Consider the following 23,856-nt stretch of genomic DNA (forward strand, 5'->3'; position numbering starts at 1 on the left):
GAGCAGCGCGGCCGCGAGCGCGGCGCCGACGGCCCAGCCCTCGCCGCGCACCACCGCCAGCCGCCCGGTGAGCAACGCGCAGGCGACCAGCCCCAGCGCGGTCCGCACCCACGCGAGGGATGTCCGCTCGTTCTGCACTCCAGGCGGTTCGGTCACGGGTTCATCGCAGGTTCGCCACCACCAGCAGCACGAAGACCGCGAGCGCGACCACCGCGATCCCGTACGACAGCCACGGCGCGAACCTCGGCGGCGGAAGCGGCCGCCGCTCCCGCATGGCCTCCTCGCTCCGCAGCCAGCGCCGGAACGCGAACCCGCTGATCCCCACCCCCGCCAGCACCAGCAACGCGGCCAGTACCTGCCGCAGCCCCGGCACCGCGAACGGCGGCGCGAACGCCTCCAGCCCGATGCCCGCGGCCAGCAACGCCAGCGCGGTCCGGATCCACGCGAGGAAGGTCCGTTCGTTCGCGAAGCTGAACCGCGGATCCGGGTCGGTGCCCCGCGCACGCAACCGCGACGGCCAGCTCACCCCGCCCACTCCCCCGGCGGCAGCCCGGCCACCCCTGGGTCCACCGCGAACAACGAGCCTGCCGACGGCTGGCCCGCGAAGTCCCGCAACCCGGCCCGCGCCGTCGTGATGTACAGCGTCGACAACGACGGCCCGCCGAACGCGCACGACGTCACCCGCTGGGCGGGCACCTGCACCGTGGTCAGCAACCGCCCGTCCGGCGCGTACCGGCGCAACCCCCAGCCGTCCCACAGCGCGACCCACAGGCAACCGTCGGCGTCGACGGTCATGCCGTCCGGCCAGCCGCGGTCGACGTCGATGAGCCTGCGGCGCCCGGACAGCGCGCCGGAGGACACGTCGTGGTCGAACGCGTCGACGCCGCCCGTCGGCGTGTCGATGTAGTACATCGTCGAGCCGTCCAGTGACCAGCCGAGACCGTTCGAGCAGGACACACCGGTCACCATCGGGTGCAGCGAGTGGTCCGGGTCCATCCGGTACAGCGCGCACGCCCCGTGCGGGTCGTCCAGCATGGTGCCCGCCCACATCCGCCCCCACGGGTCGGCCTTGCCGTCGTTGAACCGGCCGCCGGACGGCGTGGTCCCGACCGCGTGCAGCAGCGTCCGCCTGCCGCCGTCCTCGAGACACGTGTAGAGCCCCGACGTGGTCGCGATGACCAGTCCGCCCGCCGCACGCACCGCGACCGTGCCGACCGCCTCGCCGACCTCGAAGAAGGTGTCCACCCCCGAAGCCGGGTCGAACCGGTGGACCTGCCCCCGGTTGATGTCCACCCATCGCAGGCACGAGCTGCGCGGATCCCAGATCGGGCCCTCGCCCAGCCGTGCCTCCGCCGCCAGCACCACGTCGACGATCACACGCAGGACCGTACTCCGGCCTCGCGTGTTGGCGAGTTGTCAGCGGCCTCCCTCAGGGCCACTCGCGAGGCTGGTCGGGGTGGAACTGACCGGTCAGGGCATCGGAGCCGGCGCGTGAACGTATCCTCACCCGCATGCGCGTGACGATCGCCGAGGTCGCCAGAAGAGCGAGGGTCAGCAAGACGACGGTGTCACGCGTCCTCAACAACAAGGGAGACGTGGACGCGGCCACCGCCATCCGGGTGCGCGAGGTCATCGCCGCCACCGGTTACACGCCCAGCGCGGGTGCGGTCGGCCTGGCGAGGGGCCGCACCCAGACGGTCGGCATGCTGGTGCCGGGTCTGACGTGGCCGTGGATGGGCGACGTGCTCCAGGGCGTGTCGGACGTGCTGGAGGCCAGGGGCTACGGACTGCTGCTGCACACCGTCAACCGGGGCGAGCAGTCCCTGACACAGTTCCAGCGCCACGTGTCCGCGAACGCGTTCGACGGCCTGTTGCTGGTCGAGCCGCCCGACACCCTGTCCTACATCACGAGCCTGCACGAGCAGGGCCTCCCGGTGGTCATGATCGACGACCGCGGCCACCACCCTGGCTTCCCGTCGGTCGCGACGAGCAACGACAAGGGCGCGGCCGACGCGGCCGCCCACCTGCTCACCCTGGGCCGACGCCGCCTGGCGATGGTCACTGGCCCGGCGACGTTCGGCTGCACCCGCGACCGCACGGCGGGCTTCCGCTCTGCCGCAGGCCCGGTCTTCGACGCCAACCTGGTGCTGGAAGGCGACTTCACCCGAGGCGGCGGCCAGGCGGCGATCGAGGAGCTACTGGTTAAAGACGTCCCGTTCGACGCCGTCTTCGCCCACAACGACCTGATGGCAGTCGGCGTACTGGACGGTTTACGAGCGGCGGGTCGCTCAGTACCCGGCGACGTGGCGGTCATCGGCTTCGACGACATCTCGATCGCGGAACACACCCAGCCGGCGCTGACGACGGTCCGCCAGCCGTCCAGGGAGATGGGCGAGGCGGCGGCCACCATGCTGCTGTCCCACCTGGCGGGCGAAACCCCGACGGAAGAACCCCTGGTGGTCCCCACCTCCCTGGTGATCCGCGAAAGCGCCCCGGCGGTGTAGGAGGGGCGCGACGAGACCTGCGCTCAGGTCGGCCACTCGTGCAGCCGATCGTGGCTCCTGCTCCAGTCCGGTGTGATGGCGCCGCCCCTCACCACCCGCACCCACGTGATGATGCTGAAGGTGTCGGTGCCCGCGAAACGATTGCGGAGGTACTGCTCATTGCGGTCCCGGAACCGGTAGTCGGTGAGCGCACGCACCACACCGAAGGTCCCCCACTGGTGCATCCCGTTGCAAACCGTCACCGTCCGCTTCTTGTTGAAGGGGCTCACGGACCGGAAGAACAGGGCGACGTCCTTGCCGAGCACGGCGTGCGTCCCGGTGTCCTGCACCATGGGCTCGAGGAGCGTGCGCTCCTCACCGTCGCCGACCTCGAACCCGCCGAGCGAGGAGTCGTCCTCCCTTTCCAGCTGGCGCACCGGCAGACCGGCCGACTCCATCACCTCCTGGGTGACCGGATTCCAGTCGATCCCGCCGAGCAGGACGAGGTGGGTGGCGTAGTCATCCCCCTCCATCTCCGAATAGGTCCGTTTCCCAACCCGCGACAACGGGTTCGCGGCGCGGAGGTGGCCCCACATCTCCAGCAACGCGTCCAGGTCGCCGTACTTGTACGCCGCGACGTAGTCGGGCTGCTCCGGGGTCGGGTTCAGCACCTGGCGGAGCCGCTCCGGGGGCAGCTCCGAGCAGACGATCGTGATGTCCTCGCCGACGGGGAACTGCAACAGGGTGCCGTCGAACGGTGACGGGGTGGCGGCCGGTGCCCGGCCATGCTGCGAGTCGCTGAGCCTGATCAGTTCGTCGAGCAGTTCCTCCCTGCGCGCCTGCTCCTGCGCCGTCAGCTTCTCGACGTCCAGGACCCGGTAGGGCTCGCGCTCCACCGACCGTTCACTGGCGAAGAAGGTGGCGTAGGCCTCCAGGCGGTGCGCGGGTGGCGACGCGTTGCTGGTCTCCTTCTCCCACGACGAGATCAGGGCCGGGCTCACCCCGAGCGCTTCTGCGAGCTGAACCTGCGTGATCCGCCTGCTCGGCCATTCATGGATGCGCAGCGCGCGTACTCGTCGCGCCAGATCCGCCGTTGTCACCGCGTTCAATGCCTTTCAGCAAAATTCAGTTGCTGGAAATGATGCCCTATCGAGTGCTACACCGCGATCTTCAGACCACGGCCATCTTGTAACAAGTCCGTCCGCCACTTACACTTACCTCAGTGGAGCATATCACAATCACTGAAATTTACTGAAGCTCGGTCTTAACGACCACGCAGCTCCAGGGTCAGGAGCCTGTGATGAAGCATGCGCGGCCATCATGAACGCCCCACTCTCCGTCCAGCGGAGGATCGCCCCGGTCCCCGTCCAGCGGACGATTGTCGGGGTCGATGTCGAACGGTCCACCGACCGGAACAACACACAGCGGGCACGGCTCCGTCAGGCGATGTACGAGGTCTTCGAGAAGAGCCTGATCGCCGCCGGTGTCGGCGACGAGTTCCGGGAGCCGTTCGTCGACCGGGGTGATGGCGCCATGGCGTTCATCCAACCCGTCGACGAGCTCCCCAAACTGCTGCTGCTCAACACGTTCGTTCCGGTACTGCGCGACGAGCTGCGCGCCCATGAGTTCCGGCTGCGAGTCGCCGTGCACTTCGGGGACATCCATTACGACAGCCGAGGGCCGTTCGGCGAGGACATCGACCTCATGGTCCGGCTCCTCGACTGCCATGAACTGAAGTCGCGGCTGAAGAAGAGCGCCGCGCCGCTGATCCTCGGCGTGACAGAGCGGTTCTACCGCTCCGTGGTCAAACACGGGTACGACGGCATCGAGGCCGAGAACTTCCTGCCGCTGCCCCGGCTGCGCATGGGCGGTCAGACCTACCGCAGCTGGGTGCAGGACCTGCCGCGGAGCTGACACCCATTCGCATCTTGACGTGAATGTTGCCTGCTTGTTAAATGCATCACAGGTTCGGAACCGGTTCCGGTACCGGTTCCGAACCCCGCCCGATCCACCCCCTGCACGCATCTGGATCGAAACAGGTAGGCCACATGAAACGCATCCTCGCCGCCGCGACCACGGTGTTCGCGGCCGCGGCTCTTCTCACCATTCCGCAGGCACAGGCGGCGCCACTTGCCTGCGGGACCACCAACGTGGCGCAGGGCAAGACCGCCACCGCCTCCTCGACGGAGAACGGCGGCACCCCGGCCGCCGCGGCCGTCGACGGCAACACCGGCACCCGCTGGGCCAGCGCCTTCTCCGACCCGCAGTGGCTACAGGTGGACCTCGGCTCCTCGCTGCAGGTCTGCCGGGTCGGGCTCAACTGGGAGGCCGCCTACGGGCGTGCGTTCCAGCTGCAGGTCTCCGACAACGCGTCGAGCTGGACCACGATCTACTCGACCACCACCGGCACCGGCGGCAACCAGACGCTGGACGTCACCGGCACCGGCCGGTACCTGCGCGTCAACGGCACCGCCCGCGCCACGCAGTACGGCTACTCGCTCTGGGAGCTCTCCGTGAACACGGACGGCGGCGGCTCCGGTCCGGTGATCCCGCCGACCGACCCGCGCAACCCGAACCTGGGCCCGAACACGTTCGTCTTCGATCCCTCGACGCCGCAGTCGACGATCCAGTCCCGGCTGAGTTCGATCGCGGCGCAGATGAAGACCAACCAGTTCGGCACGCAGCGCTACGCGGTCCTGTTCAAGCCGGGCTCCTACAACGCCGACGTCGACCTGCGCTTCTACACGCAGGTCGCGGGCCTCGGGCTGCTGCCGGACCAGGTGAACCTCAACGGCCACGTGCGCGTCGAGGCCGACTGGCTCCAGCAGGGCGACAACCCGAACAACCTCGGCAACGCCACCCAGAACTTCTGGCGCTCGGCCGAGAACCTGTCGGTGACCCTCCCCGCCGGGCAGATCGAGCGCTGGGCCGTCTCGCAGGCGGCGCCCTACCGCCGCATGCACCTGCGCGGTCAGGTCCAGCTCTGGAACGGCGGCGACGGCTGGGCCTCCGGCGGCCTGATCGCCGACTCGCAGATCGACGGCGTCGCGGTCTCCGGCTCGCAGCAGCAGTTCTTCACCCGCAACAGCGACCTGCGCGGCGGCTGGAACGGCTCGGTGTGGAACATGGTCTTCACCGGCACCACCGGCGCACCCGCGCAGAACTTCCCGAACCCGTCGCACACGGTCGTCGACACCACGCCCAAGATCCGCGAGAAGCCGTTCCTCTACCTCGACGGCAGCGGTGAGTACCGGGTGTTCGTCCCGGCGGTGCGAGAGAACACCCGCGGCACCTCGTGGGGCGGCGGCAACCCGGCCGGCTCCTCGATCTCCCTGGCCGACTTCTACGTCGTGCAGGAGGGCACCCCGGCCGCGACGATCAACGCCGCGCTGGCGCAGGGCAAGCACCTGCTGTTCACGCCGGGCATCCACCACCTGAACGACACGATCCGGGTCACCAACCCGAACACGGTCGTGCTGGGCCTCGGCCTCGCCACGCTCACGCCGGACACCGGCCTCCCTGCCATCACGGTGTCCGATGTGGACGGTGTGAAGCTCGCGGGCATGCTGATCGACGCGGGCCCGCAGAACTCCTCCGTGCTCGCGGAGATCGGCCCGTCCGGCTCGTCGGCGAGCCACTCGGCGAACCCGACGTCGCTGCACGACGTGTTCTTCCGCGTCGGCGGCCAGCATGCGGGCAAGGCGACGGTTTCGTTGCGTATCAACAGCAAGGACGTAATCGGCGACCACATGTGGCTGTGGCGCGGCGATCATGGCACCGGCATCGGGTGGAACACGAACACCGCGCAGAACGGCCTCGTGGTCAACGGTGACAACGTGACGATGTACGGCCTGTTCGTCGAGCACTACCAGCAGTACAACACGATCTGGAACGGCAACAACGGCAGGACGTACTTCTACCAGAACGAGATGCCCTACGACCCGCCGAGCAACGCGGCGTGGGGCTCGAGTGGTGGCGGTGCGCAGGGCTGGGCGTCGTACAAGGTCGCCGACTCCGTGACCAACCACGAGGCGTGGGGCGTCGGGTCGTACTGCTTCTTCAACACCAACCCGGCGGTCGTCGCGAGCCGCGGCTTCGAGGTGCCGAACAAGTCGGGCGTCCGGTTCCACGGGCTGGTGACGGTGTCGCTCGGCGGCGTTGGCACGATCAACCGCGTCATCAACGACACGGGCGAGGTCGCGAACCAGCCGCACCAGGTGAGCTACGTGGCGAACTACCCGTGATCCTGGTTCTACAACGCGGAAGCCTTGGGACGGACTCTCGGGTCCGTCCCAAGGCTGAGCAGTGCCTCGACCGGAAGGGTGGCCGCGCCGACGGCCACCGCGTCCGGACCGAGTTCACACAGGACGATCGACGTCTGCTCGTACGCATGGCGCAGCGCGTGGGCGGCCGTTGCGGTGCGGATCTCGGGCAGCAGCCGGGAACCCAGCGCCATGCCCGCCCATCCGCCGAGCACGATCCGTTCCGGGTTGAACAGGTTGACGAGGTTGGCGATGCCCGCGCCGAGGTAGCCGACGGTCTCCGCGACGACGGCCGCCGCGGTGTCGGACCGGGCCGCCGCGTCGAGCAGGAAGTCCAGTTGGGACTGTTCGTCCTCCCTCGGCACCGCCTTGCCGCCACGGGCCTTCCTGAACCGGTCGAGTATCCCCTCCGCACCGACGTACGCCTCGAGGCAGCCGAGCGCACCGCACCGGCAGAGCCGTCCGCCGTACGAGAGCGTCGTGTGCCCCCACTCCCCCGCGCTGCTCGTCGAACCCCGGTACGTGGTGCCGTCGGTGATCACCGTCGCGCCGATGCCGGAGCCGATCAGCGCGATCACCGCGTGCCGCGCGCCGCGTCCGGCACCGAACCACATCTCCGCCTGGCCCTGGGTCTTCGCGCCGTTCTCGACGAACACCGGGACCGTGATCCCGTGCTCCCGCACCAGGTCCGCGAGCGCGACGCCGTCCCAGCCGATGGTCTGTGCGTGCACCCGGACCGTCGCGCCCTGTTCCACGGTGCCCGGGACGCCGATGCCGACCCCCAGCAGCGACGACTCCGCGACACCCGCTTCCGCCAGCAGCGCGCCGAAGCCCGCCGCGATGATCTCACCGACCACGCGGACGTCCGGCTGCGGAGTCGCGAGTGGACGGTCGACGGTCGCGAGGCGGGTCATCGACAGGTCGAACAGCTCCATGGTCACGCCGGTCTCACCGACGTCGATGCCGACCACGTGGCCGTAGGTCGGGTCGACGCGCAGCAGCACCCTGGGGCGGCCGCCGTCCGACTCCACCTGGCCCGCCTCGATCACCAGGCCGTCGTCGATCATCTCCGCGACCACGTTGCTCACCGTCGCGGCCGAGAGGCCGGTGCGGCCACCCAGCTCGTGCCGGGAGAGCGGCCCCTCGAAGAAGAGCGTGGACAGCAGCGTCGACCGGTTGCGCCTGCGCAGGTCACGAACCGTCGCACGTCTCGGCTGCATGAGCACCGTCCCTTCCCGACCTTGTCGCGTCAGCCTAACGAGAGAGGACCATAGTTCATGCGCAGACTTTCTTCGCGTCTTTAAATAAGGCTAAGTTCGTTACCCGTCCGTTATTGACGTGACCCCGCTCACCTAGTTGACTCCGACCCAACAGGCAGCGTGCACGCTCGCGATCCCTTTCCCCGACAAAGGAGTCCGGTCCCCATGCGACTCAGGCGAAAGGCCGTGGCCGGCGCCGCGGCGTTACTACTCACCGTCAGTCTGGCGGCCTGTGGCGACGGCAAGACCGGCGGCGACGACGGCAACCCGAACGCCGTCCTCAACGTCGGCATGCCCAACGGTCCGCAGACGGAGAACCACAACCCGTTCCTCCCTTCCAGCTCCAGCAGCTCACTCGGCTACCGGTGGGCGCTCTACGAGCCGCTCGTGATGACCAACCAGGTCAAGCCGGCCGAGGAGGGCAAGCCATGGCTCGCAAGCGAGTGGGCCTGGTCGGACAACTTCCGTGAGCTCGAACTGACCATCCGCGACAACGCGAAGTGGTCCGACGGGACGCCGCTGACGGCCGAGGACATCGCGTACACGTTCACGCTGCTGAAGAGCACCCCGGCGCTGAACATCAACGCCATCCCGATCGCCGCCGCCACCGCCGACGGCAACAAGGCGACCATCACGTTCACGAGCTCCCAGTTCGTGAACCAGATGGACATCCTCACCCAGACCCCGATGGTGCCCGAGCACATCTGGTCCAAGATGGCCGACCCGGCCACCGACACGGTGAAGGAGCCCGTCGGCAGTGGTCCGTACCAACTGAAGACCTTCACGCCACAGACCGTCACGCTGACCGTCCGCGACAACTACTGGCAGGACCTGCCGCAGGTCAAGGAGCTGCGCTACACGTCGTACAACGACAACAACGCGCAGACCACGGCACTCGCCAACGGTTCGTCCGAGTGGGCGTTCACGTTCATCTCGAACTACAAGGCGGTCTACGTCAACAAGGACCCGGAACACCACAAGCTGTGGTTCCCGCCGGTCCTCGCCGCACACGGCCTGTTCCTCAACACCGAGCTCAAGCCGTTCGACGACCCTGCCCTGCGTCGCGCGATGAACATGGTCATCAACCGCAACGACGTGTTCGTGCAGGGTGAGGCGGGCTACTTCTACCCGGAGATCAAGAACATCACCGGCATCCCGACGCCGGCCGGCGACCCGTTCCTCGCCGACGCGTACAAGGGCAAGGAGTTCGAGGTCGACGTCGACGGCGCCAAGGAGCTGCTCACCGACAGCGGCTACACCTTCTCCGGCGACAAGCTGATGGACCCGACCGGTAAGCCGGTCAAGCTGACGATGTCGAACCCGGCAGGCTGGTCGGACTACATCACCACGCTCGAGATCCTGAAGGACAACTTCTCGGAGATCGGCATCGACGCGACCGTCGACAAGGCGAACCAGGACGTCTGGACCACCAACATCGACACCGGCCAGTTCGAGGCCGCCATGCACTGGACCAACAACGGCGCGACCCCGTACGACCTGTACCAGTCCATCATGGACGGTGCACTGTACAAGCCGCAGGGCACGGCCGGTGTCAACGGCAACTGGGGCAGGTTCCGCAACGCGGACGCGACCGAGGCGCTGAACCAGTACGCCAACGCGGCCGACGACACGGTCCGCCAGGCCGCGATGGACGAGCTGCAGAAGATCTACGTCGAGCAGGCACCGGTGCTGATCACCGGTGCGGCCAACGCCGGCGGCGAGTACAGCACCAAGAACTGGGTCGGCTGGCCGGACGAGAACAACCAGTACGCGCCTGCCCAGCCGACGCAGCCCAACGCGCTCGACATCATCCTGCACCTGAAGCCGGCCTCGTAAGAAGCCATGACGACCAGCGCAAAGCCCACCGCCCCCAGTACCACCGACGTGGTGCTGGAGGCGGTGGGCCTCACCAAGCACTTCCCCATCCGGCGCCGCCTGCGGACGCTGTTCCAGCCGCGGCGGGCGGTCCACGCCGTCGAACAGGTCGACCTCGTGCTGCGCAAGGGCCGCGTGACCGCGATGGTCGGCGAGTCCGGATCGGGCAAGTCGACCGTGGCACGGTTGATGGCGCAGCTCGTGAAGCAGACGGACGGGCGGATCCTGCTGCACGGCGTACCGGTGCACTCGACCGGCGGGCGGCGGTTCCGCGCCTACTGCCGCCGCGTGCAGATGGTCTTCCAGGACCCGTTCGCGTCCCTCAACCCGATCCACACCGTGCGCTACCACCTCACGCGCGCACTGAAGATCCACCACAGCGACACGACCGAGGAGGAGCTGCTCACCAGGGTCTCGCTGACCCCGCCCGAGCGGTTCCTGTCCAAGTTCCCGCACGAGCTCTCCGGCGGACAGCGGCAGCGCGTCGCGATCGCGCGGGCGCTCGCCGCCGGGCCGGAGGCGCTGCTCGCCGACGAGCCGGTGTCCATGTTGGACGTGTCGATCCGGCTCGGGGTGCTGAACCTGTTGCGGGACCTGCGCGACCGGCTCAACCTCGCGATCCTCTACATCACCCACGACATCGCGTCGGCGCGGTACTTCGCCGACGAGGTGCTGGTGATGTACGCGGGCCAGGTCGTCGAGGGCGGCAGCGGCGAGGCCGTCACGCAGCACGCCGCGCATCCGTACACGCGGCTGCTGATCGCGTCCGCGCCGGACCCCGACCGGATCGCGGGCGCGGAGGCGGACGTCGTCGACGTCGGCGGTGGCGAACCGCCGAGCCTCATCGCGCCACCGGACGGCTGCCGGTTCCACCCACGCTGCCCGCACGCGATGGCGCGCTGCACGACGGAGGCGCCGCCGAGGCTGGCCGCCGAGTCCAATGGGGACGGACCGCACTGGGCCGCGTGCTGGCTGTACGACCAGAAGACCGTCGCCGAGGCGGCAGAGGAGGTGTCCGGATAATGGGCTACCTCCTGCGGCGCGTCGGGTTCTACGTGTTCACCGCATGGGCCGCGATCACCATCAACTTCTTCCTCCCGAGGCTCATCCCCGGCGATCCCGTCCAGTCGCTGATCGCCCGCTCGCGCGGCCAGCTCGACGCCAACGCGATCCAGTCGCTGTACATCCTCTTCGGACTGAACACCGACACGGGCATCGTCGAGCAGTACTTCTCCTACCTCGGCCAGCTGTTCCGCGGCGACCTCGGCCTCTCGTTCACGTTCTTCCCGACGCCGGTGTCCGAGGTGCTGTCCGACTCCCTGCCGTGGACGCTCGGCCTCGTCGGGCTCACCACGGTCGTCAGCTTCCTGCTCGGCACCTTCATGGGCGTGCTCGCGGGCTGGTGGCGCGGGTCGTGGGCGGACATCCTGATGCCGGTGACGACGTTCCTGTCGTCCATCCCGTACTTCTGGCTCGGCCTCATCGCCATCACGCTGCTCGCCGACGCGGGCGGCGCGTTCCCGTCGTCCGGCGGCTACGACCCCGGCGTGGTGCCGAGCTGGGACATGGACTTCGTGTGGAGCGCGGTCCAGCACAGCCTGCTGCCCGCGATCACGATCCTGATCTCGTCGATGAGCGGCTGGGTCCTGTCGATGCGCAACATGATGCTCACGGTGTCCTCCGAGGACTACATCACCGTCGCGCATGCCAAGGGCCTCTCCGAGCGCCGGGTGATGATCAGCTACGCGGCACGGAACGCGTTGCTGCCCAACGTGTCCGGGTTCGCGCTGTCGCTCGGCCTGATCGTCGGCGGCACGCTGCTGGTGGAGATCGTGTTCTCCTACCCCGGCGTCGGGTTCCAGCTGTTCCAGGCGGTCGGCGCGAAGGACTACCCGCTCGTGCAGGGCATCTTCCTGGTCATCACGCTGTCGGTGCTGGTCGCGAACCTGTTCGCGGACCTCGTCTACCTCCTGCTGGACCCGCGCACCAGGAAGGAGGGCTGAGCCGTGGCACTGCCTACCGCGGACGTCATGCCTGCGATCGCACCGGTGAAACGCCGCCGCCGGTCGCGGTTCTTCCAGAACCGCAAGGCCATGGCAGGCCTGGTCATCTTCGGGTTCTTCTGCCTGCTGGCGATCTTCGGGCCGATGCTGGCCCCGTACGAGCCCGGCAAGCGCGGCAGTGAGCTGCTGATCGGGCCGTCGGCCGACCACTGGTTCGGCACCACCCACCTCGGCCAGGACCTGTTCAGCCAGATGCTCGACGGCTCCCGCAGCGTCATGCTCGTCGGCCTCGTCGCCGGTGTCGTTGCGACGGTGCTCGGCGTGCTGATCGGCGTGACGTCGGGCTACCTTTCCGGTCTCGGCGCGGAGAGCCTTTCCGCGCTGTCCAACGTGTTCCTGGTGATCCCGGCGCTGCCGCTGATCCTCATCATCACGCTGTCGCTGCCGGACACCGACGACATGACGATCGCGCTGGTGATCGGCGCCACATCGTGGGCGTGGGGCGCACGCGTGCTGCGCGCGCAGACGCTTTCCCTGCGGCGCAGGGACTACGTCGAGGCGGCCCGTGCGACGGGTGAGTCGACGTGGCGGATCATCGGGTTCGAGATCCTGCCGAACCTCACCGCGGTGATCGCGGCGAGCTTCATCGGCACGGTGATCTTCGCGGTACTGTCGGAGATCACGCTCGCGTTCATCGGCGTGCCCGGCGTGTCCGAGTGGAACTGGGGCGCGATCCTGTTCTGGGCGCAGAGCCAGCAGGCGCTCGCGCAGGGCGCGTGGTGGTGGTTCGTGCCGCCGGGTGTCGCGATCGCGTTGCTGGGCACTGGTCTCGCGCTGCTGAACTTCGGCATCGACGAGTACGTCAACCCCCGGCTGCGCAGCAGCGCGGGCACGAAGGTGCGCGGGGTCAAGATGCGGGTCGGCTACACGCCGGTGCTGAGGGGGTCCGATGACTGAGCCGGTGCTGGAGATCAGGAGCCTGGACGTCAACTACGGGCTCGGGGACGACGCCGTGCACGCGGTCCGGGACGTCAGCCTGACGTTGAACCGGGGCGAGGTGCTCGGGCTGGCAGGCGAGAGCGGCAGCGGCAAGTCGACGCTGGCGTACGGGATGCTGCGGTTGCTGCCACCGCCCGGCGTGATCACCGGCGGGCAGGTGCTGTACCACCCGAGGGACGGCGAGCCCATCGACCTGATGACGCTGTCGACGGCGAAGCTGCGCCGGTTCCGCTGGTCGGAGATCTCGATCGTGTTCCAGGGCGCGATGAACTCGCTCAACCCGGTGCACACGATCGCGGCGCAGCTGTGCGACGTGATCGCAGCGCACGAGCCGAAGACCACCCGCGCGGCACAGCGATCCCGCGCGCGGGATCTGCTGAAGCTGGTCGGCATCAACGCGGACCGGTTGAACAGCTACCCGCACCAGCTGTCGGGGGGTATGCGGCAGCGGGTGATGATCGCGATGGCGCTCGCGCTGGAGCCGAGGGTCGTGGTGATGGACGAGCCGACCACCGCGCTGGACGTGGTGATGCAGCGGCAGATCCTCGCCCAGCTCGTGGAGCTGCGGGAGCGGATCGGGTTCTCGGTCCTGTTCATCACGCACGACCTGTCGCTGCTGGTGGAGTTCTCGGACCGGATCGCGATCATGTACGGCGGGCGGATCGTCGAGTCGGCGCCCGCCGCCGACCTGTACCGGGAGTCACGCCACCCCTACAGCGACGGCCTGCTGCACTCGTTCCCGGCGTTGCGGGGGCCGCGCCGGGAGCTGACCGGCATCCCTGGCTCGCCGCCGGACCTCCGCGCGATGCCGTCAGGATGCGCCTTCCATCCCCGCTGTCCCAAGGCGTTCGAGCCATGCGCGGACTCCTCGCCGATCCTGGCGGCACCACCCGGCGAGGACAACCGGACCGTGGCCTGCTGGCTGCACGCGGTCGAGCGGGTCAGAAGCTGACCCGGACGTCTAGTTACGGAGGATGGATCTCTTGGATACCACAGTGACGCGGGAGTCCGCGGACGAGGCGGAGCTGATCGCGAGCCTTCCCGCGAGCTTCCGGTGGGGGGTCGCGACCTCGGCCTACCAGATCGAGGGCGCGCACACCGAGGATGGGCGCGGGGTGTCCATCTGGGACACGTACTGCCGGACGCCGGGCATGGTCGAGGACGGCGACAACGGTGACGTGGCCTGCGACCACTACCACCGGATGCCGCAGGACGTGGCGCTGATCAAGTCGCTCGGCGTGGACGTGTACCGGTTCTCCGTGGCGTGGCCCCGGATCCAGGCCGACGGCACCGGCCCGGCGAACGAGAAGGGTCTCGGGTTCTACGACCGGCTCGTCGACGAGCTGCTGGGGGCGGGCATCGACCCGTGGGTCACGCTGTACCACTGGGACCTGCCGCAGGCGCTGGAGGACAAGGGCGGCTGGCCGGCACGGGACACGGCGTACCGGTTCGCGGACTACGCGATGCTGGTGTTCGACCGGCTGCAGGACCGGGTGCGCACGTGGACCACGCTGAACGAGCCGTGGTGCTCGGCGATGCTCGGCTACTACGAGGGCCGCCAGGCCCCTGGGCGGCAGAACTTCGCGGACGCCATGGACGCGGTGCACCACCTGCTACTCGGTCACGGCCTTGCCGCACAACGGATGCGGGCCGCGGCGACCGAGCCGATCGAGGTGGGCATCACGCTGAACATGGGCACCGCGATGGCGGCGACGGAGAGCCTCGCCGACCAGGAGGCGGCGCGGCGGGCCGACGGTCTCGGGGCGCGGATCTACCTGGACCCGTTGCTGCGTGGTCAGTATCCGGGCGACATCATGGACGACCTTTCGGTGCGTGGCATCAAGATGCCGGTGGTGGACGGCGACCTGGCGATCATCAGCGAGCCGATCGACGTGCTCGGCGTGAACTACTACTCCAGCCACCGCTTCTCCGGGGTGGACGCGGCGGGCCGCACGGAGGACGAGGACGGCAACCCGGTCTCGGTGAACGTGCCGCTCGGCAGGCCCGTGACCGCGATGGACTGGGAGATCGTGCCGGAGGGCTTCACCGAGCTGCTCGTGCGGCTGTCCCGTGAGTATCCCGGCACCGCCATGGTGATCACCGAGAACGGCGCCGCGTTCGACGACGAGCCGGAGCCGTCCGGTTACGTCGCCGACCACGACCGCACCGCCTACCTGTCCTCGCACATCGCGGCGGTGGCCGCGGCACGGCAGCAGGGCGCGGACGTGCGCGGCTACTTCGCGTGGTCGCTGATGGACAACTTCGAGTGGTCCTACGGCTACGCGAAGCGCTTCGGGCTGGTGCACGTGGACTACGAGACGCAGGTCCGCACCCCGAAGCAGAGTGCGCTCTGGTACCGGGACACCATCCGGCAGGTCCGCGGCCGGTGAGACCCGCGTCGGCGGCGGCCACCCGGTCGCCGTCGACGCGTCGTTCGGTTACCTCACGCTGGCGTGAGTGCCTCGCGCGGGCGAGCGGGCTCCGCTGCCCGCTCGCCGCCGCTGGTGGCGGTGAAACTCCGCAGCCGCAAGCTGTTCGTCACCACGAACACCGAGCTGGCCGCCATCGTCAGGCCCGCGAGCATCGGGTTCAGCAGCCCGGCAGCGGCCAGCGGGATCGCCGCGACGTTGTAGGCGAACGCCCAGAACAGGTTGCCCTTGATCACCGCGAGGGTGCGGCGGGACAGCCGGATCGCGTCCGCCGCGCCGAGGAGATCGCCCCGCACCAGCGTCAGGTCGCTCGCCTCGATCGCCACGTCCGTGCCGGTGCCCATCGCGAGCCCCAGGTCTGCCTGCGCGAGCGCGGCCGCGTCGTTGACGCCGTCGCCGACCATCGCGACCACGCGGCCGTCGGCCTGCAACGCCTTGACCGCCTCGACCTTGCCCGAGGGCAGCACACCGGCGATCACCTCGTCGATGCCGACCTTCGCGGCCACCGACCGGGCCACCGCCTCGTGGTCACCGGTCAGCATGACCGGCGTGAGCCCCAGTGCCCGCAGCTGCCGCACGGCGTCCGCGCTGGTCGGCTTGACCGTGTCGGCCACCACCAGCAGCCCCTGTGCCGCGCCGTCCCACGCGACCGTGACCGTGGTCCTGCCCTCGGCCTCCGCCTCCTCCTTCGCGGCGGCCAGCGTCGCTGGCAGCGCGGGCAGCCAGTCGTCGCCGTCGACGACCCGGCCAGCGGCGACCTCGTGGTCATCGACCGTGCCCCGCACGCCGAGTCCCTCGCGGGCGGCGAACCCGGTCACCGGCGGCAACGTGCCGACCCGTGCCCGCGCCCCGTCCGCGATCGCCTTCGCGATCGGGTGCTCGGACGCGTCCTCCAGCGCACCCGCGTACCGCAGCAACCGCTCCTCTGGCACGCCGTCGGCGACCACGACGGCCACCAGCGACATCTGACCGGTCGTCAGGGTGCCGGTCTTGTCCAGCACCACGGTGTCGACCCGGCGCGTGGACTCCAGCACCTCGGGGCCCTTGATCAGGATGCCGAGCTGCGCGCCCCGCCCGGTGCCGACCAGCAGCGCCGTCGGCGTCGCCAGGCCCAGCGCGCACGGGCACGCGATGATCAGCACCGCCACGCCCGCGGTGAACGCCGCCGACGAGGTGGCACCCGTACCGAGCCAGAAGCCCAGCGTGCCGAACGCCAGCACGATCACGATCGGCACGAACACCGCCGACACCCGGTCCGCGAGCCGCTGGACCTGCGCCTTGCCGGTCTGCGCCTGCTCGACCAGCCGCGCCATCTGCGCGAGCTGCGTGTCCGCGCCGACCCGGGTGGCACGCACAATGAGCCGCCCGCCCGCGTTCACCGTCGCCCCGACCACGTTCGACCCCGGTGACACCTCGACGGGCACCGACTCGCCGGTCAGCATGCTCTCGTCGACGGCGGACGAGCCGTCCTCGACCACGCCGTCCGTCGCGATCTTCTCCCCCGGCCGCACCACGAACCGGTCGCCGACTGCGAGCCGGTCGATCGGCACCCGCGTCTCCTGCCCGTCCCGCAGCACCGCGACGTCCTTGACACCCAACGACAACAGCGCGCGGAGCGCCGAACCTGCACGGCTCTTCGCGCGTGCCTCGAAGTACCGGCCCGCGAGGATGAACGCGGTGACGCCCGCCGCGACCTCGAGGTAGATGTCGCCGGTGCCGCCGGTGCGTTCGATCGTGATCCGGAACGGGTGCTCCATGCCCGGAATGCCTGCCGTGCCAAAGAAAAGGGCGTACAGCGACCACCCGAGCGCGGTCAGCGTGCCCATGGAGATCAGCGTGTCCATGGTCGCCGCGCCGTGGCGCGCGTTCAGCCACGTCGCGCGGTGGAACGGCAGCGCGCCCCAGACCACGACCGGCGCGGTGAGCGTGAGCGCCGCCCACTGCCAGTACTCGAACTGGAAGGCCTGCACCATCGACATCGCCACGACCGGCACAGTCAGCACGAGGCTCACCAGCAGCCGGGTACGCAGCGACCGCACCTCCGCGTCGTGCGGCTCCTCCGCCCCGTCCTCGGGCTTCGGCGGCGCGGGGACCGCGGCGGAGTAGCCCATCTTCTCGACGGTGGCGATCAGATCCACCGTCGCCGCCGTGCCGTTGACCAGCGCCTTCTCGGTCGCGAAGTTGACCGACGCCTCGACGCCGTCGATGCGGTTGAGCTTCTTCTCGATCCGCGCGGCACAGGACGCGCAGGTCATGCCCCCGATGACCAGCTCTACCCGGTCGGTGGCCATGTCGTCTCCTAGTGCCCGTGCTTGGTCGCGACGGCGGTGAACTCCGCCGTGCGCACGACGTCGCCGTGCTTGAAGTCCAGATACAGCCGGTACGTGCCCGCGGTCGGCACCTCCGCGAAGAACACGATGTTCGGGCCCGGCCTCGTCGTCCCGTCCCCGGGTTCGCCATCGGGGTGGACGTGCAGGTAGGCCAGGTCACCCTGCCGCAGCGCGATGAGGTGGCCGTACGCCGCCAGGTACGGCTGCAGGTCGGTGACCGGCACACCGCCCTTGTCGACCGACAGGGTCAGCTTGCTCGTGGTACCCGGCTCCAGCTTGCCGCTCAACGTGACCCGGTACTCCCCGGCCACCGCGGTCAGCGCCGCCTGCGGCAAGGGGGTGGGTGTGTAGGTGCCCGCGACCGGCACGTCGATGCCGAGCGTCTGCCCCTCGTCCTCGCCCGCGCGCTGGAAGTCCGCGAACACGCGGAAGTCACCGGCCGAGGGGAAGGTGAGCGGAATCCGCCACGTGCCGTCGGCGGCCATCACCGGGTGCACGTGCTGGAACCCGGACAGGTCACGACGCGCGACGACCAGGTGCATCAGCTTGTCGTGCGTGAGCTGGAACCCGGTGACCGCGTGGCCGTCCTCGTCGAGGATGCGGAACGCGAAGTCCGCCCGCCGTCCGGCGGCCGGCCCGTCGGTCAGCACGTCGAGCGTGACGCCGCCTTCGCTGACCTGCAGACCCTTGGGCACGCTCGCGGCGGCGTCGTGGCCGTCGCCGTGCCCTTCCCCGGCCGCCGAGTCCTCACCCATGCCCTCGTGGGCTTCCGCCTGGGGCGCGGGCTCGGCCGCGACGGGGCCGACGACCTTGCCGATGCCGTAGGCGGCACCGAACACCACCGCCACGACCAGCGCGAGACCGCCGAGCTTCACCGCCGCGTTCGAGCCGGTCATGGCTAGCTCGCCAACTTGTAACCGGCCTCGTCGACCGAAGCGCGGACGGCCTCGATGTCGATGGGCTCGTCACTGGTCACGGTGACCTGGCCGCTCGACAGCTCGACCTTGACGTTGGTGACACCAGGGATCTGGGCCACCTCGCCACGCACCGCGCCGACGCAGTGCTCGCAGGTCATCCCGGTCACCGTGTACGTGTTCGTCGCCACCAGTCACTCCTCGTGTCCGTAGGGTCTGCTCTTCAATCTACTATACCCCCGCACGGTATAGAAGGGGCTGCGACCTGCTGGACTCATGTCGTGCTCAAGGGATCACTGAGAGTCTCTCCACATGACCCGTGAGGACCTGGCCTGCGAGATCTCCCGCATCGCCAGAGTGTCCCATGAGGACATTCGCGGAACGTTCGCGCTGCCCTCGGTCGACATCATGCGGATCGTGAACATCCTTCGGGTGCGCGGGCTTCCGGTGACCTACCGGGATCTCGCACAGGAGCAGTCGCTCGACGCGTGGTGGGCGCGGATCACCACGCTGCTGCGCGCGAACCCCCATCTGGCGACGTGAGAACTTCATGGGCGAATCGCCCACCGGCTCACTGGCTCCCGGCACGTGACCCCGCTCACACTGGTGGCATGACCACGCTGGAAGAGATGGGCCAGGTGATGCGGGCCGCGCCAGGTCCCGCCGCGGACCTCCGCGAGGTCGCCGACTGGTACCACCGCAAGGCCCTGCTCCTCGACCACCTCGCGACCGGCAGCCAGGACGCGGAGGCCACCCGCATGCACGTACTCGCCGACCTCGCACGAGAGCACGCCGAGCAACTGCTTTCCGCGCCGGAGAACAACTACGCGAGCACCACCCCAAAACTGTGACCGCCACGGGCTAGGTCCTGTCCCATGGATCTCTGTGCGAAGTCTGGGCCCAACCAACAGTGACCTCAGGGGAACGTGACGGCACCCAGCCACCATCCACCTCGGCACCCACGCCTGCGCTGGGTCGGAACCAACACATTAAATGCCGGGGAGGCGGACCAGTCAGAACAACGTTGGCGGACTGGCCACCTCGAACGGGTCGTAGGTGTCGAGGCGGGTGCCCGCGTCGCAGGAGAACCGGAGCGACAGTCCCGAGTGGTCGGTGAGCCGGGTCGTCCTCGGCTCGTGCACGTACTCGCACTCGACGAGCTCCTCGGCGAGTTCCTTGCCGCAGTGCGCGTGGTCGTAGCGGTAGCCGTCGCCGGTGCGGCCGATCCAGCTGTGCTCCACCCGCTCGGGGTTGAGGTGGCGGTAGGCGTCGACGAGGCCGTGCTTGTCGGTGAGGCCGCGGTAGAAGTCGTACTCGAACCAGCGGAACGACGTGTACGCCGGCTCGTGCTCCGGTTCGATCACGTTGAGGTCGCCTAGCACCACGGTCTGTGCACTCGCGCCGACGAGCCCGGCGGCGCCGATCGCCGAGGAGAACTCCGACAGCCAGCGCCGCTTGCGTTCCGTTTTCTCCGCCGTCGCGTCCCGTGTCGGAACGTAAGTGCCCAGAATACGAATCAGACCCATCTGGGTGGAAATCATTGCCCCGGTCACCCGATTGGGTAGGTACGACAGCATTTGCCCGATCGGATCGGCCTGAACCGGCAACCTACTGACGATCATGACGCCGTACTCGGCGGGCGCGAGCTTGGGATAGAGCACCGCGTAACCGGCCGAGCGGAACGCGTCGGCGAGGTGCTTGCAGCCGTCGCTCGCCCTGGTCCCGGTCAGCACCAGCACGTCCTCGTCCCTGGTGGCGAGCCACGCGAGCTGACGGTGCGCACGCTCCTCTGACGGGCTGCCGATGTTGAGGGTCAGCATGCTGAGACCGGACATGAGAAGTGATGGTAGAGAGCGGATCTTTGCGGAAGAATCCCGCCCGTGATTGACGCCCCGGTCACCGCCCGGTCCTCCTTCGCCTCGGTGCCCGTCAACCTGGTCGCTGCCGCGTTGTTCGCGACACTCATGGCCGTCAGTACCCGGTACGGCTACCACCGGGACGAGTTGTACTTCCGCCTGCTGGGTGAACAGCCCGCGACCGGGTACTTCGACACGCCTCCGCTCACGCCGATGGTCGCGAAACTCTCGATCGCGCTGTTCGGCGACAACGTGGTCGCGCTGCGGGTGGTGCCCGCGCTGGCCGTCGCGGTGACCGTCGTGCTGCTGGCGCTGGTGTGCCGGGAGCTGGGCGGCACCCGAGGGGCGCAGGTGCTGACCTCGGTCTCGATCGCGGTGTCGTCGATGGCGCTGATCGCCGGCCACATGCTGCTCACGCTCACCCTCGACCTGCCGCTGTGGGCGGCGGCGATCTTGTTCATGTGCAAGGCGATCGGTACCGACGGCACGGGCGACGGCCGGTGGTGGCTCGCGTTCGGCGCGGTGGTCGGCGTGGCGACGTACAACCGGCAGTTGATCGCGCTGCTCGTGTTCGGGATCGCCGTCGGCATCCTCGTCGCGGGCCCGCGCTCGGTGCTGTCGTCGAAGTGGCTGTGGCTCGGCGCGCTGCTGGCGCTGGTGATCGCGTTGCCCAACCTCCTCTACCAGTCGGCGAACGACTGGCCGCAGGCCCAGATGGCCTCGGCGCTCGACCTCGACGACGGCGAGGAGAACCGGATCATGTTCGGGCCGTTGCAGTTCGGGCTGCTCGGGTTCGGCTCGGTGCTGGCGGTCGTCGGGCTGGTGTCGCTGTGGCGGCGGCGCACGTTCCGGTTCTTCGTGATCGCCTACCCGGTCGCGTGCGCGGCGACGGTCTACTCCGGTGGGCGCGCGGACTACGTGGTGGGCTTCCTGATGGCGCTGTGTGCGGCGGGTTGTGTACCGACAGCCACCTGGATGACCACGATCGTGCGACGGACGGTGGTGGTGCTCGGGCTCGTGGCCACCGCGGTCGTGTCGGTGCCGCTGGGGCTTCCGGTGCTGCCGGTGTCCGCTTTGGACGATCTGCCGATCGGCGAGCTGAACGAGACGGCCCCGGAGTCGATCGGCTGGAAGAGGTTCGCGGAGCAGATCGGGGACGTGGCGAGCACGATCTCGGCGCCGGACCGGGTCAGCACGATCGTGCTCGCCGAGAACTACGGCCAGGCGGGTGCGGTGGACCGGTGGTCGGACGAGCTGGACCTGCCGCCGGTCTACAGCGGGCACAACGAGCTGTGGTGGCGCGCAAGCCCGGAGGAACACATCACCACCGTGATCATCGCGACGGACTCGGCGCGCGTGCAGCGGCTGTTCCACACGTGCGAGCGCCGCGCCACCGTGGACGACGGGGTCGGCTCGTGGAACGAGGAGCAGGGCAAGCCGATCCTGCTGTGCCACGGCCCGGTGCGGACGTGGGCGGAGCTGTGGCCGGAACTGCGCCACTACAGTTGAGTTACTTCTCAGTCATGGCAAGAAGTTTGGTCACCGTGTTCCAGTTGCGCATGGTCGCGATCTGACCGGGCCGGGCCGGGAACGCCGCGAGGAGCTTCGAGTTCTGCGAGCCTTCCGGCACCCAGAAGTACGCCTCGCGCCCGTCCAGGTGGACGCGCTCCGGCTCGAAGGCGGCGGGGTCGATCTCCGGCCACACCCCTGGAACATCCACAAAGGACACGAAGTAGCGGGACGGGTTCGTGGCGATGTGGCCGAGCGGGTCGGCGGCCACCACCGCGCGTAACTCGTCCTCGGTGCGCAGCACGCAGTCGATGTGGAAGCCCGCGCCCTTCTCGAGTGCGGCCTCCAGCTCCTTGCGGACGGTCGGCTCCTTCTTCTTCGTGCGGAACACGGCATTGCCGCTCTGCAGCAGCGTCCGCACGTCCTCGTACCCGAGGGCGGCCAGCCACGCGCGCAGGTCGGCCATCGCCACCCGCCGCTTCGCGGCGAGGTTGATGGCCCGCAACAGAGCGATGTAAACCATGGCGCGCACGATAACGCGCGGGACCGACAACCGCGTCCCGCGCGACGGTTCAACCAGACGGTCAGTCACATACCGTGGACAACGTGGCTGGTGACTCGGCGGCGGGAGGTCGTGGTCGCCGCGGTGGCCGCAATGCTCGGGGGCTGACGGCTCAGGGGTTCACCGCGAGGAACAGGAACGCCGCCAGCAGCACCAGGTGCACGCCGCCCTGGAGGCGAGTGGCCCTGCCCGGCACGATCGTGAGCACGCTGACCACGACGGTCAGTATCAGCAGCACCAGCTGCGTGGAGCCGAGGCCCAGCACCAGCGGGCCGTCGAGCCAGACCGACGCGAGCGCGATCGTGGGGATGGTGAGCCCGATGCTCGCCATGGCGGAGCCGTAGGCGAGGTTGAGGCTGGTCTGGATGCGGCCGCGCCCGGCCGCGCGCACCGCCGCGAGCGTCTCGGGCAGCAGCACCAGCAAGGCGATCACCACACCGACGAACGACGGCGGGAACCCGACCGCGGCGACGGCGTCCTCGATGGCGGGCGACCCTACCTTCGCCAGTCCCACGACGGCGACCAGCGACACGAGCAACAGCACAAAGCTGATCAGCGCCTCGCGGCGGCCGGGCGGGGCGGCGTGCTCTTCGCAGTCCTCCTGCTCCCGCTGGCCCGCCTGCGCGACGGGGAGGAAGAAGTCGCGGTGCCGCACGGTCTGCGTGAGCACGAACATCGCGTAGAGGGCGATGGAGGCCAGTGCGGCGAAGGTGAGCTGGGAGGTGGAGAACTCCGGGCCCGGCTGGCTGGTCGTGAAGGTGGGCAGCACGAGGCTGAGCGCGGCGAGCGTCGTGACGGTCGCGAGGGCGGCACCGGAGCCCTCCGCGTTGAAGAGGGTGACATGGAACCGCCGCGCACCGACCAGGAGTGACAGCCCCACGATGCCGGTGGTGGTGATCATGAGCGCCGCGAAGACGGTGTCCCTGGCGAGCGACGCGGACTCGGGCCCGCCGGACACCATGAGCATCACGATCAGCGCGACCTCGATGACGGTCACCGCCACCGCGAGCAGGAGCGACCCGAACGGCTCCCCGACCTTGTGCGCGACGACCTCGGCGTGGTGCACGGCGGCCAGCACCGCCGCCGCCAGCAGCACGGCGACGAGGACCACCACGATCACCCCGAGGTCACGCCCCCAGGTGAGGGCGAGCACGGGCACCGCGAGCACGGGCACCACGCGAGTCCACGTCAACCACGCGCCGCGACCGTCCGCTCCCACACACCGACCCTAACCAGCCACCCCATCCCCGCGCCCAACAGCCCGCCCGAATAGTCCGATTGCTCACACCCCCGCGTGTCCAACCCGCACAACCCGCGAGTTCGACCCGCACCGCGCGAGTCACCCGTGACCGATGTTGGACCGGGGCTCCAATCG

The 23,856-nt window shown here is 69.2% G+C and carries 23 protein-coding genes; 12 read left to right on the forward strand and 11 right to left on the reverse strand.

The features are described from left to right. The 3 genes from WBA97_RS16295 to WBA97_RS16305 form a co-directional block, all read right to left on the reverse strand. On the reverse strand, positions 1 to 156 hold a 156-nt coding region (locus tag WBA97_RS16295; protein ID WP_424231692.1), incomplete at its 3' end, for a DUF202 domain-containing protein. 4 nt (positions 157 to 160) lie between these two features. Further along, entirely contained in the window at positions 161 to 526 is a 366-nt protein-coding gene (locus tag WBA97_RS16300; protein ID WP_424231663.1) for a YidH family protein, read from the reverse strand. Next, positions 523 to 1,377: an SMP-30/gluconolactonase/LRE family protein gene (locus WBA97_RS16305; RefSeq protein WP_424231664.1), complete on the reverse strand. Its 855-nt coding sequence runs from the start codon at positions 1,375 to 1,377 to the stop codon at positions 523 to 525. The genes WBA97_RS16300 and WBA97_RS16305 overlap by 4 nt, the downstream gene beginning before the upstream one ends. A gap of 134 nt (positions 1,378 to 1,511) precedes the next feature. Between WBA97_RS16305 and WBA97_RS16310 the strand changes: the two genes are divergently transcribed. Continuing rightward, on the forward strand, positions 1,512 to 2,504 hold the full coding sequence (locus WBA97_RS16310; protein WP_424231665.1) for a LacI family DNA-binding transcriptional regulator: 993 nt from the start codon (positions 1,512 to 1,514) through the stop codon (positions 2,502 to 2,504). A 23-nt stretch (positions 2,505 to 2,527) separates the two neighbouring features. Here WBA97_RS16310 and WBA97_RS16315 read toward each other — a convergent pair whose 3' ends face one another. Further along, a complete protein-coding gene (locus tag WBA97_RS16315; protein WP_424231666.1) occupies positions 2,528 to 3,583 on the reverse strand; it encodes a helix-turn-helix domain-containing protein in 1,056 nt (351 codons plus the stop codon). 220 nt (positions 3,584 to 3,803) lie between these two features. Here WBA97_RS16315 and WBA97_RS16320 point away from each other — a divergent pair, with 220 nt between their 5' ends. Together WBA97_RS16320 and WBA97_RS16325 are read left to right on the forward strand one after the other, a co-directional pair. Beyond that, complete coding sequence (locus tag WBA97_RS16320) at positions 3,804 to 4,397, forward strand: hypothetical protein (protein ID WP_424231667.1); 594 nt, start codon at positions 3,804 to 3,806, stop codon at positions 4,395 to 4,397. A 134-nt stretch (positions 4,398 to 4,531) separates the two neighbouring features. After that, positions 4,532 to 6,727, forward strand: a complete 2,196-nt coding sequence (locus WBA97_RS16325; RefSeq protein ID WP_424231668.1) for a discoidin domain-containing protein — start codon at positions 4,532 to 4,534, stop codon at positions 6,725 to 6,727. An 8-nt stretch (positions 6,728 to 6,735) separates the two neighbouring features. Here the strand turns inward: WBA97_RS16325 and WBA97_RS16330 are convergent, their stop codons facing one another. Next, positions 6,736 to 7,965, reverse strand: coding sequence for an ROK family transcriptional regulator (locus WBA97_RS16330; RefSeq protein WP_424231669.1), 1,230 nt, complete (start codon positions 7,963 to 7,965; stop codon positions 6,736 to 6,738). A gap of 204 nt (positions 7,966 to 8,169) precedes the next feature. On the opposite strand from WBA97_RS16330, the gene WBA97_RS16335 reads away from it, so the two are divergent. The 6 genes from WBA97_RS16335 to WBA97_RS16360 are packed head-to-tail and all read left to right on the forward strand — an operon-like array spanning position 8,170 to position 15,271. Next, positions 8,170 to 9,840: an ABC transporter substrate-binding protein gene (locus WBA97_RS16335; RefSeq protein ID WP_424231670.1), complete on the forward strand. Its 1,671-nt coding sequence runs from the start codon at positions 8,170 to 8,172 to the stop codon at positions 9,838 to 9,840. Positions 9,841 to 9,846: 6 nt separating this feature from the next. Continuing rightward, complete coding sequence (locus WBA97_RS16340; RefSeq protein WP_424231671.1) at positions 9,847 to 10,902, forward strand: ABC transporter ATP-binding protein; 1,056 nt, start codon at positions 9,847 to 9,849, stop codon at positions 10,900 to 10,902. Continuing rightward, on the forward strand, positions 10,902 to 11,882 hold the full coding sequence (locus tag WBA97_RS16345; RefSeq protein WP_424231672.1) for an ABC transporter permease: 981 nt from the start codon (positions 10,902 to 10,904) through the stop codon (positions 11,880 to 11,882). The genes WBA97_RS16340 and WBA97_RS16345 overlap by 1 nt, the downstream gene beginning before the upstream one ends. Before the next feature lie 3 nt (positions 11,883 to 11,885). Next, on the forward strand, positions 11,886 to 12,839 hold the full coding sequence (locus tag WBA97_RS16350) for an ABC transporter permease (protein WP_424231673.1): 954 nt from the start codon (positions 11,886 to 11,888) through the stop codon (positions 12,837 to 12,839). After that, the gene (locus WBA97_RS16355; protein WP_424231674.1) at positions 12,832 to 13,833 is read left to right on the forward strand and encodes an ABC transporter ATP-binding protein; all 1,002 of its coding nucleotides are present in this window, start codon (positions 12,832 to 12,834) and stop codon (positions 13,831 to 13,833) included. Before WBA97_RS16350 ends, WBA97_RS16355 begins: the two co-directional genes overlap by 8 nt. Before the next feature lie 31 nt (positions 13,834 to 13,864). Continuing rightward, on the forward strand, positions 13,865 to 15,271 hold the full coding sequence (locus tag WBA97_RS16360; RefSeq protein WP_424231675.1) for a GH1 family beta-glucosidase: 1,407 nt from the start codon (positions 13,865 to 13,867) through the stop codon (positions 15,269 to 15,271). Positions 15,272 to 15,324: 53 nt separating this feature from the next. On the opposite strand, the gene WBA97_RS16365 is transcribed toward WBA97_RS16360, so the two are convergent. From WBA97_RS16365 to WBA97_RS16375, 3 genes are read right to left on the reverse strand one after another with little or no spacing between them, the layout of a single operon-like run. Continuing rightward, positions 15,325 to 17,601, reverse strand: coding sequence for a heavy metal translocating P-type ATPase (locus WBA97_RS16365; RefSeq protein ID WP_424231676.1), 2,277 nt, complete (start codon positions 17,599 to 17,601; stop codon positions 15,325 to 15,327). Positions 17,602 to 17,609: 8 nt separating this feature from the next. Continuing rightward, on the reverse strand, positions 17,610 to 18,536 hold the full coding sequence (locus tag WBA97_RS16370; RefSeq protein WP_424231677.1) for a hypothetical protein: 927 nt from the start codon (positions 18,534 to 18,536) through the stop codon (positions 17,610 to 17,612). Between the two features lie 2 nt (positions 18,537 to 18,538). Further along, positions 18,539 to 18,745 carry a heavy-metal-associated domain-containing protein gene (locus tag WBA97_RS16375; RefSeq protein WP_424231678.1) on the reverse strand — a complete coding sequence of 69 codons (207 nt, stop codon included), beginning with the start codon at positions 18,743 to 18,745 and terminating at the stop codon, positions 18,539 to 18,541. A 121-nt stretch (positions 18,746 to 18,866) separates the two neighbouring features. On the opposite strand from WBA97_RS16375, the gene WBA97_RS16380 reads away from it, so the two are divergent. Together WBA97_RS16380 and WBA97_RS16385 are read left to right on the forward strand one after the other, a co-directional pair. Next, positions 18,867 to 19,097, forward strand: a complete 231-nt coding sequence (locus WBA97_RS16380; protein ID WP_424231679.1) for a hypothetical protein — start codon at positions 18,867 to 18,869, stop codon at positions 19,095 to 19,097. 68 nt (positions 19,098 to 19,165) lie between these two features. Next, on the forward strand, positions 19,166 to 19,405 hold the full coding sequence (locus WBA97_RS16385) for a hypothetical protein (protein ID WP_424231680.1): 240 nt from the start codon (positions 19,166 to 19,168) through the stop codon (positions 19,403 to 19,405). Between the two features lie 162 nt (positions 19,406 to 19,567). On the opposite strand, the gene WBA97_RS16390 is transcribed toward WBA97_RS16385, so the two are convergent. Continuing rightward, complete coding sequence (locus WBA97_RS16390; RefSeq protein WP_424231681.1) at positions 19,568 to 20,389, reverse strand: endonuclease/exonuclease/phosphatase family protein; 822 nt, start codon at positions 20,387 to 20,389, stop codon at positions 19,568 to 19,570. 45 nt (positions 20,390 to 20,434) lie between these two features. Between WBA97_RS16390 and WBA97_RS16395 the strand changes: the two genes are divergently transcribed. After that, positions 20,435 to 21,919 (forward strand): glycosyltransferase family 39 protein, encoded by a 1,485-nt coding sequence (locus WBA97_RS16395; RefSeq protein WP_424231682.1) that lies wholly within the window; start codon positions 20,435 to 20,437, stop codon positions 21,917 to 21,919. Position 21,920: 1 nt separating this feature from the next. On the opposite strand, the gene WBA97_RS16400 is transcribed toward WBA97_RS16395, so the two are convergent. Both WBA97_RS16400 and WBA97_RS16405 read right to left on the reverse strand, forming a co-directional pair. Next, positions 21,921 to 22,442: a DUF1697 domain-containing protein gene (locus tag WBA97_RS16400; protein WP_424231683.1), complete on the reverse strand. Its 522-nt coding sequence runs from the start codon at positions 22,440 to 22,442 to the stop codon at positions 21,921 to 21,923. 151 nt (positions 22,443 to 22,593) lie between these two features. Continuing rightward, positions 22,594 to 23,700: a calcium:proton antiporter gene (locus tag WBA97_RS16405; protein WP_424231684.1), complete on the reverse strand. Its 1,107-nt coding sequence runs from the start codon at positions 23,698 to 23,700 to the stop codon at positions 22,594 to 22,596. Positions 23,701 to 23,856: the final 156 nt, after the last annotated feature.

The sequence above is a fragment of the Actinophytocola sp. genome, assembly GCF_049647105.1.
Classification (GTDB): domain Bacteria; phylum Actinomycetota; class Actinomycetes; order Mycobacteriales; family Pseudonocardiaceae; genus Actinophytocola.